Annotated in this window: 16 protein-coding genes and 1 pseudogene; 11 read left to right on the top strand and 6 right to left on the bottom strand. The window is 38.2% G+C overall.

Annotated elements, in window-relative coordinates; all coding sequences use genetic code 11:
• On the top strand, positions 1-268 hold a 268-nt coding region (locus tag B4237_RS09500), incomplete at its 5' end, for a LexA family protein (protein WP_286942865.1).
• 5 nt (positions 269-273) lie between these two features.
• Entirely contained in the window at positions 274-1,572 is a 1,299-nt protein-coding gene (locus B4237_RS09495) for a Y-family DNA polymerase (RefSeq protein ID WP_278596695.1), read from the top strand.
• Positions 1,573-1,642: 70 nt separating this feature from the next.
• Here B4237_RS09495 and B4237_RS09490 read toward each other — a convergent pair whose 3' ends face one another.
• From B4237_RS09490 to B4237_RS09480, 3 genes are all read right to left on the bottom strand, one after another.
• Positions 1,643-2,107, bottom strand: coding sequence for an SRPBCC family protein (locus B4237_RS09490; RefSeq protein ID WP_286942863.1), 465 nt, complete (start codon positions 2,105-2,107; stop codon positions 1,643-1,645).
• The gene (locus B4237_RS09485; protein WP_004880614.1) at positions 2,097-2,444 is read right to left on the bottom strand and encodes an ArsR/SmtB family transcription factor; all 348 of its coding nucleotides are present in this window, start codon (positions 2,442-2,444) and stop codon (positions 2,097-2,099) included. The genes B4237_RS09490 and B4237_RS09485 overlap by 11 nt, the downstream gene beginning before the upstream one ends.
• Before the next feature lie 89 nt (positions 2,445-2,533).
• Positions 2,534-3,451 (bottom strand): LysR family transcriptional regulator, encoded by a 918-nt coding sequence (locus B4237_RS09480; protein WP_023012367.1) that lies wholly within the window; start codon positions 3,449-3,451, stop codon positions 2,534-2,536.
• Positions 3,452-3,550: 99 nt separating this feature from the next.
• On the opposite strand from B4237_RS09480, the gene B4237_RS09475 reads away from it, so the two are divergent.
• Complete coding sequence (locus B4237_RS09475; RefSeq protein WP_278596693.1) at positions 3,551-4,147, top strand: FMN-dependent NADH-azoreductase; 597 nt, start codon at positions 3,551-3,553, stop codon at positions 4,145-4,147.
• 97 nt (positions 4,148-4,244) lie between these two features.
• Here the strand turns inward: B4237_RS09475 and B4237_RS09470 are convergent, their stop codons facing one another.
• Positions 4,245-5,345: an MBL fold metallo-hydrolase gene (locus tag B4237_RS09470; protein ID WP_278596692.1), complete on the bottom strand. Its 1,101-nt coding sequence runs from the start codon at positions 5,343-5,345 to the stop codon at positions 4,245-4,247.
• 492 nt (positions 5,346-5,837) lie between these two features.
• Between B4237_RS09470 and B4237_RS09465 the strand changes: the two are divergent.
• The 7 genes and pseudogenes from B4237_RS09465 to B4237_RS09435 form a co-directional block, all read left to right on the top strand.
• A pseudogene (locus tag B4237_RS09465) lies at positions 5,838-6,272 on the top strand (hypothetical protein); the annotation flags it as partial.
• Positions 6,273-6,289: 17 nt separating this feature from the next.
• Positions 6,290-7,252: a 2-hydroxyacid dehydrogenase gene (locus tag B4237_RS09460; protein WP_286942856.1), complete on the top strand. Its 963-nt coding sequence runs from the start codon at positions 6,290-6,292 to the stop codon at positions 7,250-7,252.
• 101 nt (positions 7,253-7,353) lie between these two features.
• A complete protein-coding gene (locus B4237_RS09455; protein ID WP_007480034.1) occupies positions 7,354-7,941 on the top strand; it encodes a 1-acyl-sn-glycerol-3-phosphate acyltransferase in 588 nt (195 codons plus the stop codon).
• A gap of 191 nt (positions 7,942-8,132) precedes the next feature.
• The gene (locus B4237_RS09450; protein WP_414632346.1) at positions 8,133-9,509 is read left to right on the top strand and encodes a M48 family metalloprotease; all 1,377 of its coding nucleotides are present in this window, start codon (positions 8,133-8,135) and stop codon (positions 9,507-9,509) included.
• A gap of 64 nt (positions 9,510-9,573) precedes the next feature.
• The gene (locus tag B4237_RS09445) at positions 9,574-10,068 is read left to right on the top strand and encodes a GNAT family N-acetyltransferase (RefSeq protein WP_278596689.1); all 495 of its coding nucleotides are present in this window, start codon (positions 9,574-9,576) and stop codon (positions 10,066-10,068) included.
• A 62-nt stretch (positions 10,069-10,130) separates the two neighbouring features.
• Positions 10,131-10,496 carry a GFA family protein gene (locus B4237_RS09440; protein WP_278596688.1) on the top strand — a complete coding sequence of 122 codons (366 nt, stop codon included), beginning with the start codon at positions 10,131-10,133 and terminating at the stop codon, positions 10,494-10,496.
• A 40-nt stretch (positions 10,497-10,536) separates the two neighbouring features.
• On the top strand, positions 10,537-10,896 hold the full coding sequence (locus B4237_RS09435; protein WP_007480042.1) for a hypothetical protein: 360 nt from the start codon (positions 10,537-10,539) through the stop codon (positions 10,894-10,896).
• A gap of 73 nt (positions 10,897-10,969) precedes the next feature.
• Here B4237_RS09435 and B4237_RS09430 read toward each other — a convergent pair whose 3' ends face one another.
• Together B4237_RS09430 and rpsU are read right to left on the bottom strand one after the other, a co-directional pair.
• A complete protein-coding gene (locus B4237_RS09430) occupies positions 10,970-11,416 on the bottom strand; it encodes a GatB/YqeY domain-containing protein (RefSeq protein ID WP_278596687.1) in 447 nt (148 codons plus the stop codon).
• Between the two features lie 29 nt (positions 11,417-11,445).
• Positions 11,446-11,661, bottom strand: coding sequence for a 30S ribosomal protein S21 (gene rpsU, locus B4237_RS09425; RefSeq protein WP_004652785.1), 216 nt, complete (start codon positions 11,659-11,661; stop codon positions 11,446-11,448).
• A gap of 145 nt (positions 11,662-11,806) precedes the next feature.
• Here rpsU and B4237_RS09420 point away from each other — a divergent pair.
• The coding region (locus tag B4237_RS09420; RefSeq protein ID WP_286942849.1) for a tRNA (adenosine(37)-N6)-threonylcarbamoyltransferase complex transferase subunit TsaD at positions 11,807-12,304 on the top strand (498 nt) is incomplete at its 3' end.

Raw genomic sequence — 12,304 nt, 5'->3', positions numbered from 1 at the left:
AAATTCACTTTCGATGTTGGATGTAGGAATTGATATTGATGATCCGCTCGTGGTTGATCGTAGTATTCCAGCTAAGTCAGGTGATATTGTGATTGCCTTGATTGATAATGATTTTACTGTCAAGCGTTTAATGATTGATCACCATTTCAGCCCTCCGAAAGTATGGCTCAAAGCCGAAAACCCTGATTATCAAAATATTTATATCACTGAGGGTCAAGAACTTGTGATTTGGGGTGTTGTGACTTATAACCTAAAACCGATGAGGTGAACTAGATGAGTTTACCACAACGAATTTTTGCTTTGATTGATGTGAATAACTGTTATGTCAGTTGTGAGCGTGTGTTTAATCCAAAGTTAGAATATCGTCCTGTTGTGGTTTTATCGAATAACGATGGCTGTGTCGTTTCTCGTTCTTATGAGGCGAAAAAGCTCGGCATAAAAATGGCTGTGCCATTTTTTCAGATCGAAGATTTGGTTCGACAGCATCAAGTACAAGTCTTTTCCAGTAATTATGCGTTGTATGCGGAAATGTCTCGCCGTTTTATGAACATTTTAGGGAGTTTTGTTGATCCATGTGAGCAAGAAGTATATTCGATAGACGAATGCTTTTTAGAGTTCACCGCTTATCACGATCAATATGATTTAACCAGTTATGCGCAGCAGATTTTATCGACTGTGAAGAATTGGTTAGGTTTACCATGTTGTATTGGAATAGGATATTCCAAGACTCAAGCAAAACTTGCGAATCATTTAGCAAAAAATAATTCATGTTTCCAAAGTGTTTGTAACATGGTGGATGAGGATCCTTGTATCATCGAGGATTTATTAACGTATTTGCCTGTAGGTGAGGTTTGGGGCGTTGGACGAAAGATTCGACAACGTTTAGAAAAAATGGATATCCATTCGGTGATAGATTTGGTCGAAGCTGACCCAAAGATGATTGGACAGCACTTTTCGGTTGTACTGGAAAATACAGTCAAAGAATTAAGAGGAATTGCTTGTTTAGAAATAGAGGATGTAATTCCAGATCGTCGCCAAGTACTGAGTAGCCGATCCTTTGGGCAACCAATTGAAGATAAGAATAGTCTAAGTGGTGCTTTAACTGAATTTACCTTGCGAGCCGTCGAACGATTACGACAACAAAAATTATTGTGCAAAGCTGTTGGGATAAGTATTCGCACCAATCGCTTTAATAAAAATGAATATTATCGTCCTTATACAACCGTTTATTTGTCAGACTATAGTGATGATCGCCTAGAAATTATCAAGGCAGTTCAGCAAGGACTTGATCGTATTTATCAAGCAGGACATCGTTATAAGAAAGCGGAGGTAATTTTACTAGATATCATTCCACAACACGCTCATGCCGTTGATTTGTTTCATAACACTGAGGAAATGATCGAGCGACAAAATCTTTCAGCGACATTTGATTATATCAATCAAAAATTTGGACGTGATGTGATGACGCTCGGAAGGCTGATTACACCGCATGGGCGCACATGGGCGATGACGCAAAGCTTTAAATCTCCAAGTTATCTTACGAAATGGAGTGATATTTTAAAAGTTTCTTAGCATGTATGAATTGCTCTCAATAAAAAGACAGGTTTTATCCTGTCTTTTTTATATTTTGGGATATCGTGATTTAGAGCTTTTGAGCATAGGCTTCTAATTGATCTACGACAGTACCCCAACCATGAAAGAAACCCATGTCTTCATGTTGTTGTCTTGCCTCAGGAGTACGATGGCGTGCAATCGCCGTATATTTTGTAGATCCATCATCAAGGTCTTCAAAAATAATCATCGCTGTCATAAATGGATTTTCACTCGGTTTCCAATCTTCAGTATAGGCATCGGTGAAAACTAAGTTTTCACCCTCAATAATTTCTAAAAATACGCCGTGATTTGGAATAAGATTGCCATCAACATTAAATAAGGTGTTAAATTTTCCACCCACTTTTAAATCAATTTCACATGATTCAATTGAGTGCGGTTTAGGGATAAAGAAATGTTTAATATGTTCTGGATTCGTCCAACATTCCCAAAGTAATGCGCGGGGTACAGCAACAGTTCTTTCTAGTTTTAGATCTGTTTGGGGATCAAGATTCATTTTTTCTTTTCCTTTGTAAATTGAGTGCATAGTCTTCTAATTGATTTAAGCGCGTTTCCCACATGGCTTGTTGTTCATGTAACCAGTGTTGCACAGGATTTAACGCATTGGGGCTAAGTGCATATGTTCTGACTCTGCCATTTTTTAGGGTCGTAATGAGCCCAGCTTCTTCTAGTTTTCTTAAATGTTTAAGAAAAGAAGGAAGGGCCATTGCATGTTCTTCTGCCAATGATGTTGTGGTTGCATCGCCATGCGACAGACGAGTCAATATTGCTCTGCGTGTTGGATCACTTAAAGCATTAAATAACAGATCGAGTTGTGAATCATACTTAGCCATAAGGGTAAGTATTGTGCTAAAAAATATTCAAGTCAAGAAAAACTTATCCAAATAGCTAAGTTTTGTTTGGCGTATTTTAGATTAAAAAATTAAGATGTTGATTCTGATCTAAATTGTTTAGATAAATGTTTGACTAAGTGATCAATAGCCAAGCGTGTTTTTAACGGCATAAATGATTGTGATGACCAAACTACATGTATAGGAAAGTTGATGGTTGTAACATCAGACAGTGTTTGTATCAGCTTTCCTTGTTGCAGTTCATCTTGAATGAGCCAGTCTGGTAGCCATGCAACACCAGCGCCCAATAAAACTGTATTTTTGATTGCTTGCATGTCATTCAGCATAAATTTGGCTTTCGGTTTAATCGAAATAAGTTGCTGATCTTCTGTCTGCAAATGCCATTTTTGTAAATAACCCGTGTGTGGATAGGTGATCGTGGTGTGATTTTTCAGATCATCTAAATGCTTAATTTCACCATGTTTTGCAAGATAATCAGGGGTAGCACACAGCAGCATACGATGATCACCTAACTTTCTAGCGATCAGTTGGTGGGTATCAGCTAAGTTACCAATCCGTATGGCGAGGTCAAAACCATCCTCAATAAGATCGATAGTTCGATCATTGAAGGAAAGTTCAATTTGAAGGTCAGGATGTTGTTGAGCAAATTCAACAATTAACGGCGTAATAAATAGCTGGCCGACTAAAACGGGTGCAGAAATTCGTAATAAACCTGTGGCTGAGATTTTGCCTTGATCCAGTAAATGTTCAGCAGTATGAATTTCAGCGATAGCTTTACGGCTATGTTCATAAAAAAGTGCACCTTCATCAGTCAAGCTCAGTAATCGTGTTGTACGTTTAAATAAGGTCACACCTAACCGTTCTTCTAAACGAGCAATACTTTTGCTAATCGCAGATCGAGTGAGATGCAATTGTTCAGCAGCATTTGTAAAACTACCCGCCTCAACAACAGTGACAAAAATCGCAATAGTATTCAGTTCAGCATGCATAATTGTAGAGTTTTTGGAATCAATTATAGGAAATAATATCACTTTTGTTGAAAATATTGTGATCGTAATATGGTGCTATCCACTTAATAGGGCATAGATATGACAAAGGTGTTAGTACTTAAATCAAGCATGATGGGTGAGCAATCTCAGACGAATCAGCTCATTGAGCAGCTTTTAAAGCAAAGAGCTGAACATGGATTTCAAGATGATGTGATTACACATGACTTAACAACGCTGAATTTACCTGTATTAGATGCTGATATTTTTCATGCGCTACGTGGTGCCGAAAATGATTCACAGCAAATCCAAAAGATTGTGCAACTGTCTGATCAATTGATTGCAGAATTAAAGCAGGCTGACTTATTGTTGATCGGTGCGCCGATGTATAACTTGAATGTACCGACGCAATTGAAAAACTGGTTTGATTTGGTTGTACGTGCTCGTCATACCTTCAGATATACCGAAACTTATCCGCAAGGGTTGGTAGACGGCGTAAATGCAATTGTGGTCAGTAGCCGTGGCGGAGTACATTTAGGACAGCCGACAGATGCTGTAAGTCCTTATTTAACATCAGTGTTAGGTTTGATTGGTATTCATAATGTTGAGTTTGTTTATGCTGAGGGTATGGATATTCCACCATTACGTGAAAATGCTTTAAAAGCCGCACATACGCAGATACTAAAACTCGTAGTCTGATTTTTTGAACAAATATTTCAAGCATTAAAAGAATTAGAGCATTTATCTAATTCTTTTAATGCGAATAAGAGTCTTTCGAATGGATGTTAGAACAAGGTTAGTGAATATTTTTCCACCATTGTTTGAAGTTTTGTTGATCATTATCGAGCTCAACTAACTCCCCAATCATTGGGGTGGCAAGTCGATAATTTCTTCTTTGTGAGTATTGAACGATACGTGTGATTGGCTCTTTCCAAGGATGTTTGGCTAAGCTAAATTTAGAGTGGTGTACTGGAATCATATTACGTGCTTTGAGTTCTTCAGTTGCTTGAGCAACCTCATCGGGATGACAATGTACTGAGCGCCAAGCAGCATCATATTGACCATTTTCCATTAATGCCCAATCGAAAGGCCCATATTTTTTTCCGATCTCTACAAAGTGTTTGTCATAGCCCCCATCACCTGTATAGAAAACTTTTCTTTTAGGGGATTGAATAATAAATGAGACCCAAAGATTTTTGCCACCATTGAACGCACGTCGAGAATCATGATGTGTGGTTTCGGTAATAATGGTAATCCCGTCATCAAATCCGATTCGGTCGCCCCAATCTTTTTCAATCAGTTTATCTTTGGGATAACCCCAATATTCAAAATGCTCACCGACTCCCAATCCTGTAATGACATATCGAACTTTGTCTTTAAGCTTGAGTGCTGTTTCATAATCTAAATGGTCGTAGTGATCATGTGAGATGAGTAAGTAATCAATTGCAGGCAAATCCTCAACGCTATAAATATCTGTGCCTTTATATGCTCGAGTTCCCCATGGGAAAGGTGTTGCTTTACCGCTCATGACAGGATCGATTAGAAAGGTTTTGCCATGTAATTGCATAAACACAGAAGAGTGCCCAAACCACACAATCACATCTTGTTTGGGATTTAATGTTTTGAGATTGGTTTGAATAGAGGGGATGGGGTCTTTGGGATTACGGTGTGGGATGGTTTTAATGAAAGTTCTATACAGTTCAACGAAAATACTTGTATCTTCAGCGATACCAGATTTCTCCATTAAATTTCTAAATTGACCTTGGCGATAGTTGGGAGAGTTTTCAATCAATTGTAATCGTTCACCTGTTGGATTTTTACCAAACAATGGGTGCTGTGTGTACAAAATGCTGCTACCTAGTAGCAAGACAACAACGATAGCAAAAAGAATTAGCATAGATAGAATTAACCTTTTCATTTGAGCATTCGATTAACAACATTAATAAAAAGTCAAAGCGACAAAATGATGAAATATTGTCTAAAAATCGACGAATGAAAGATTGCCTATTCTTATTTAATATTTGCCTAATCTAACGAGATATGAGAAATGGCTTTTAGGATTTTTGGTGGGTGTTGTGATTGAACAAAACGAAGCCATTTAGAGGTGATCGGTTTATGTTAGACTATTCGACATTACAGTCATTCAAAATACTGTAAGTTAACGAAATGAGTAGGCGAGATGATTGGGCAGCAAAGAAATGTATTGGCAGCTTTGGGAATAGATGTTTGGATTCCTAGAGATGTAGTGTGCCAAAAAAATACTGCCTCAAGCATTTGGCGAGATCAAGCAGTTGAAGAAACTCCGCAAATACCACAAATGAGTTTTGAGACTGAAACACTCAAACCAGAAATTCAAACAAATGAAGTACAGCCACAAAAAATAAAACAAGCTGAATCTCCTCAAGTTGAAATTACAGAACAAGCATCTGTTCAAAAGGCGATTTCTGAAAAAGAACAGGTTGTCGTTAGTGCATCTGTGCAAGCATTTGAGTTGCAGATGTATGTGCTAGAAAATACTGCCATTTTGGTAGAAAGTAGCCAGTTAAATGATGAACAACGACAACTTTGGCGTAATATTCAAAAAGCAAAACTTGGAGAATATGCTGAGCTGAAATGGCCATTTCCATTGGCTGGTTTCCAAGAGAGTAGAGGCTTATCTTCTTACATCCAAGGGTTCTTAGATGCATCGGCAAATAACAAAAAAATACTCTGCCTAGGCCAACTTGATTTTCTACAACATTCAAATCTCTTATATTTAGCGAGTTTAGAAGAAATGATCGCACAACCATTATTGAAAAAACGGTTGTGGCAACTTATGCAATAAGGTTCGGAAATCCAATCATGAAGAAAGTCGTTGTATTTAGCCAAATTGATCGAGAAGTATTAGCAAAACTACAGCAGAACTATCAAGTTGTTGTATTAAATCCCAAGCTTGGTGACATCAATGAACAGATTCGTAACGAAGTCGTGGATGCTGATGCGATGATTGGAGCAGGACGTTTACTCAATGAAAGTAATTTAGCGCCTGCACAAAAACTCAAAATCATTTCAACGGTTTCTGTTGGATATGACAATTATGATGTGAACTATCTAAATCAAAAGAAAATTTGGCTTGCAAATACACCTCATGTTCTTACGGAAACGACTGCTGATTTAGCTTTTAGCTTATTACTCAGCGCTGCTCGTAAAATTCCGCAACTTGATGCTTGGACCAAACAGGGGGAATGGAAACGTACCGTTTCTACTGAGCAATTTGGTGTAGATGTTTTTGGTAAAACCCTTGGGATCATTGGTTTAGGTCATATTGGTGCTGCAATAGCACGACGCGGATTTCATGGGTTCAATATGAACATTTTGTATCATAACCGCCGTGAAAAGATCGAAATTGCGCAGGCATTTAATGCAGAGTACCGAGAGTTAGATCAATTGCTACAACAATCTGATTTTGTCGTGGTTGCCGTTGATTTAAACGCTGAATCCAAAGCCTTGATCGGTGCTGAACAGTTTAATCTCATGCAGAAACGTGCGGTATTTATTAACATTGCTCGTGGTTCAGTGGTTGATGAAAATGCTTTGATTGAAGCTTTGCAACAACAGAAAATCTTTGCAGCTGGTTTAGATGTTTATGCCAAAGAACCATTGCAAACATCACCATTATTTGAATTAGAAAATGTTGTCACAGCTCCGCATATTGGCTCAGCGACAGCTGAAACACGTCAGAAAATGGTAAATCTCGCTTATCAAAATTTAGTAGATGCCTTAGAGGATCGAACACCTCGTTACTTAGTGAATCCTCAGTTCTGATAAAACCGATTTAATTGCTGAATTAATCAGCGATGCTATCTATTTAAAAAAATCAATATTGATACACTTGCGCCCTTTGATGACTTTATCTTGGGGCGTCTGTGTTTGAGAAATTAGCTGAACAAAGTTTAGGATTAATGGGATGGGAAATCGACAATCATTGGGATTTAAATATCGACCAATGTGTCATGATCGCAGCTCCTCATACAAGCAATTGGGATGCACTGTATGCACGTTTGGCGCTAAAAGCTTTAGGTGTAAATGTTCGTTTAACGATTAAAGACAGTTATATGAAGTTTCCATTTGGTCCTTTTGTACGTGCAATGGGCGGAATTGGAATCGATCGAAGCGTCAAACAACAAGGCCAAGAACGACCAAGTATGGTTCAGTTAATGAGTGATCTTTTCAAGACTCATCCAAAGCTTGTCATGTTAGTTACGCCAGAAGGGACTCGTGCGAAACAGGAACAATGGAAAACAGGTTTTTATCATGTTGCGATGACAGCAGGTGTGCCGATTGCATTGGCTTATATGGATTATGCTAAGAAAAAAACAGGAGTAGGAAAAATCATTTATCCTACAGGGGATTATGAAAAAGACATGACCGAAATCATGGCTTTTTATGCTGAAATTCATGCTAAATTTCCTGAAAAATTCAGCGTAGATCAGCGCTATACTTCGGCTAAATAATTACGCCGATTTCAAAACTCATAAAATAAGGCGGGATTTTCCTGCCTTTTATAACACATTGTTGCAAATTTCTCCTTTTTTCAATGTTATATTAAATTTCTTTATTAAAATCATAGAGAAACCCTTTGAGATCGTTGCTGCTCGCATGTGGCTTATTTGCCACGACTCAACTTAGTCATACTCAGGTCTTTTTGCCAACGGTGACGGCTGCGCAAACAGAAGTACCTGAGATTGGAGGCGGTATAGGTTTACTCGATCAACAAAAAGAAAAATATATCGGTGAAAAAGTTTATCGTGAAGTTCATCGTCAAATGCCAACTGTGCAAGATGCATGGTTGGAAGATCAATTTTTACAAGTATTTTCAGGTATTTTAAGCCAAACGCAATTGGGGCAACCCATAGGTCTCGTCATTATTAAAGACCCTCAAATTAATGCCTTTGCTGTTCCAGGTGGTTTATTTGCATTGAATAGAGGTTTAATTACTTCAGCAAAAAATCTTGATGAGATTGCGGGCGTAATGGCACATGAGATCGCACACGTTGCGCAAAGACACTATAGCCGCTCGCAAGAAGCATTTAAGGGGCAAGGTTTACTTGCATTAGCAGGGATTCTTGTCGGTGCTGCTATTGCATCGCAGGCCGATGGTAATGCGGGTGCAGCTGTAATGATGGGGACTCAAGCGGCATTAATGGATAAGCAGTTGAGTTATAGCCGTAATCAAGAGCGTGAAGCAGATCGTATCGGGATGCAATTTATGTATGCCGCAGGTTATAACCCTCAGAGTATGGCGGATTATTTTGAAACCATGCATCGTGCCACTAGTCGTGTTAGCTTCTTACCTGACTTTTGGTTTACTCATCCTTTAACGACTGAGCGAATGAGCGAAGCTCGTTTACGCGCTAATCAACTACCTAAAGTCAGATCTAAAATTTATGATCTCGATTTTGAAATCCTAAAACTCTATACCTTGGTGGTTTCAAATCAGGCTACTGAAATTCAATTACAGTCGCTGGCGAATCAGAAAAATTCCGCAGCACAATTAGCGCTAAGTAAGTTCTATCTTGAGCAAGGTGACTATACTCAAGCACAAGCGAATTTGGATTTAGTAAAGGTTAAACTCAAGAATCATGTGCTTGTTCCTTTGATTCAAACTGATATTTATCTTGGGCAAAATAAATTAAGTCAGGCATTCAATAGTATTAATTCTGTTCAAAAAACAATGCCTGAAAATAGAGCGTTGTCTTATAAGTTGGCTGAGGTTCTGATTAGACAAGGGCAAATTATGGAAGCTCAAACATTAGTGCAGCGTTTTATCCATAAAAATCAAAGAGACATACAAGGTTGGCAGTTGTTGCAACAAGCTGCGAATCTAGATAAAAGTTCATCGTTACAAGCTATTAATGTTTTGGGATATCGTGCTGAAGCAGAATATTGGTCTGGTTATGAAGAAAATGCGATTAAGTCGATGCTACATGCACAACGGTTAGCAAAAGGTAATATCGCGATGTCAGCAAAGATTGAATCTCGTTTAAAACAGATGCAAGATGAACGTCGGATGAGACTTTAAACCAAAATATTAAATTGAGTTATTTCATTCAGAACATACTCAGGTTAGAGAACTGAACAGCTTTATGAATATCAAATTAGAAAAGTTTCACGCTCAAGATTTTGATGATTATTTTCAATTGGTTGGTAATGAAGACGTGATGGCTATGATCACTGAAAGAGCGTTACCTATAGATGAGGCTGAGCGTGATTTTCAATTACTTCTAGCGAATAATCAGTTACATCCAAACTTTGGTCATTTTAAGATTTTAGATGCTAATACTAATGAATATATAGGCTTAGCTAAATTAGAAATTAAGAGTTTGTGTGACAGAGAAGCCGAGCTGGGATATATGCTTTTACCAAGTTTTTGGGGAAAAGGTATCGCTCGTAAAGTTAGTCAGCATTTACTTGAAGATGCCAAAAGCCAAAATTTGATTAATAAAATATTTGCGATTATTGATCCTAAAAATATAGCCTCACGCAAAATATTAACTAGCCAGGGCTTTATTCATAAAGCGTTTAAAGATTATGATGGGCTTCCAGGTGAAATACTTGAACTAAAGCAATACCTTATTTGACTTACATTAAATTATAAAGCTTAAAGATAACTTATCGTTATAAAATTGAGGAGGAAATTATTATGATCAAAGGACAGTGTTTGTGTGGGGCTGTACAATATCAATATCAGGGAGAGATTGAAAATAGTATCTTATGCTATTGCACGGATTGCCAACAGGCTCAAGGTGCATTAGGCGGATGGAATAGTCCACTTGATCAAACTCAGTTTGAGTTCATTTCTGGACAGGAGCAGTTGAAAGAATATTTTCATACACCGAATAAAGCACGAGTATTTTGTCAAAACTGTGCCAGTCCAATTTATTCTTATCGTAAGGATTTACCCAATATCATTCGCTTACGTTTAGGTACGGTGACAGACGGAAATATCCCTGCGCCAACTGAAGAATTTTTTACCGAGCATAAGCCAAATTTTATTGAATTAAGCTAAGATATTTGGCGTAAAGAAAAGCTGAGAAGTTACAATATTTATGAAGAAATTTTTTTGTTTTATTTTCGCATTCAGTGCGGCGGGGATGAGTATTGCAGCATCAGTTGAGCAATATGTAAATTCAGTTGAGAAAATTCGCGGGGTCTACGCACAGGATATTCGGGGTTTTTTACGAAGTTTAAATCCTCAAACAGCACAATTTACACCTGAGCAGCAGGCTAAATATTGCCAGATTAATCAGCGCTATATTCAAGACATGTCAGATGCGATTGAGAAAAATCGATCATCACTACCACAACAATACGCGAGTATGACTAAGCAAGATTTAATCAAGCAAGTGGTTGAGTCAAAAGAGATGCAAATGCTTGCAAAATATAATGTTCAGTGTGATTTTAAATAATAAGGAAGCTTTGGGTTCATTGTTCAAATGAATCCAATTTAAAAATAGGGGAATATAAAAGGAGTTAAGCAGATTAGCTTAATTTTGCTTTGATTTTAGCAGATACTTGTGCAGGATCGGCACGCCCGGCTATGATCGGACGTAGAGAATTCATCACCTTACCCATATCTTTCATGCTAGTAGCTTCTTGAGCAGCAATCGTTTGCTCAATGATAGAATCAAGCTCTTCCTCAGTCATAGCTTCTGGTAGAAATTGAGAAATAACCTCAACTTCGGCTTGTTCTTTACTAGCTAAATCTTCTCGACCAGCACTTTGAAAGGCCTTAATCGATTCTTTACGTTGTTTAATTTGCTTTTCAATGACCGCAAGAACCTGAGCATCGTCAAGCTCAATGCGCTCATCGACTTCGATTTGCTTAATTGCTGCCTGTAGACCGCGAATAACCGTTACTGTTGCCATATCTTTGGCACGCATTGAAGTTTTTAACACGTCAGTAATTTGGTTTTTTAAAGTCGTCATAGTCTTTTCAGCAGTCAATCACAAATTAATTAGTAAAGGCGAGTAGTACGTACAGATTCGCGAGTCAATTTCTTTTGATAACGCTTAACTGCAGCAGCTTTTTTACGCTTACGTTCTTGAGTTGGTTTCTCATAGAATTCGCGCTTACGAACGTCTGCTAAAACACCAGCTTTTTCGCATGAACGCTTGAAACGACGGATAGCTACGTCTACTGGTTCGCCTTCTTTCAACTTAACTTGTGGCATGTAAAATCCTCTAAGATTATGGATAAGATCTAACGCACTATTGCACTAGATCGCAAGTGAAGGTCAGTATTTTACTCATTTACAACTCAGATCACAAGTCTATAATAGCTTCGATATTATTTTTGATCGTTGTAAAGGCAGTTTAATGATTGTTTTGGGCTTAGAAACTTCGTGTGATGAAACTGGGTTAGCACTCTATGATAGCGAGCTCGGCTTACGTGGACAGGTTCTCTATAGCCAGATCAAACTGCATGCGGAATATGGCGGTGTTGTGCCTGAATTGGCTTCACGCGACCATGTTCGTAAAATGATTCCATTGATAAATCAATTGCTTGAGCAAAGTGGTGTTACAAAGCAAGAGATAGATGCTGTTGCTTATACGCGTGGGCCTGGACTCATGGGCGCATTGATGACAGGTGCTTTATTTGGTCGCACTTTAGCTTTTGCGTTTAATAAACCTGCGATCGGTGTACATCATATGGAAGGTCATATGCTTGCACCATTACTTTCAGAAACTCCACCGGAATTTCCGTTTGTCGCATTATTGGTTTCGGGCGGTCACACTCAACTCATGGCTGCATATGGTATTGGTCAATATGAGTTGCTTGGTGAATCTATAGATGATGCAGCAGGTGAAGCTTTT

The sequence above is a fragment of the Acinetobacter sp. UBA6526 genome (assembly GCF_002434875.1).
Taxonomy (GTDB): Bacteria; Pseudomonadota; Gammaproteobacteria; order Pseudomonadales; family Moraxellaceae; genus Acinetobacter; species Acinetobacter venetianus.
Note: the sequence above shows the minus strand (reverse complement) of the source record. Positions and strands in the feature narration are given on the sequence as shown.

Coding starts and splice junctions, on each gene's coding strand:
- B4237_RS09475 (WP_278596693.1), top strand. CDS start 3,551: ATGACAAAGGTGTTAGTACTTAAATCAAGCATGATGGGTGAGCAATCT.
- rpsU (WP_004652785.1), bottom strand. CDS start 11,661: ATGCCACAAGTTAAGTTGAAAGAAGGCGAACCAGTAGACGTAGCTATC.
- B4237_RS09430 (WP_278596687.1), bottom strand. CDS start 11,416: ATGACGACTTTAAAAAACCAAATTACTGACGTGTTAAAAACTTCAATG.
- B4237_RS09490 (WP_286942863.1), bottom strand. CDS start 2,107: ATGAATCTTGATCCCCAAACAGATCTAAAACTAGAAAGAACTGTTGCT.
- B4237_RS09485 (WP_004880614.1), bottom strand. CDS start 2,444: ATGGCTAAGTATGATTCACAACTCGATCTGTTATTTAATGCTTTAAGT.
- B4237_RS09435 (WP_007480042.1), top strand. CDS start 10,537: ATGAAGAAATTTTTTTGTTTTATTTTCGCATTCAGTGCGGCGGGGATG.
- B4237_RS09445 (WP_278596689.1), top strand. CDS start 9,574: ATGAATATCAAATTAGAAAAGTTTCACGCTCAAGATTTTGATGATTAT.
- B4237_RS09460 (WP_286942856.1), top strand. CDS start 6,290: ATGAAGAAAGTCGTTGTATTTAGCCAAATTGATCGAGAAGTATTAGCA.
- B4237_RS09480 (WP_023012367.1), bottom strand. CDS start 3,451: ATGCATGCTGAACTGAATACTATTGCGATTTTTGTCACTGTTGTTGAG.
- B4237_RS09495 (WP_278596695.1), top strand. CDS start 274: ATGAGTTTACCACAACGAATTTTTGCTTTGATTGATGTGAATAACTGT.
- B4237_RS09470 (WP_278596692.1), bottom strand. CDS start 5,345: ATGCTAATTCTTTTTGCTATCGTTGTTGTCTTGCTACTAGGTAGCAGC.
- B4237_RS09440 (WP_278596688.1), top strand. CDS start 10,131: ATGATCAAAGGACAGTGTTTGTGTGGGGCTGTACAATATCAATATCAG.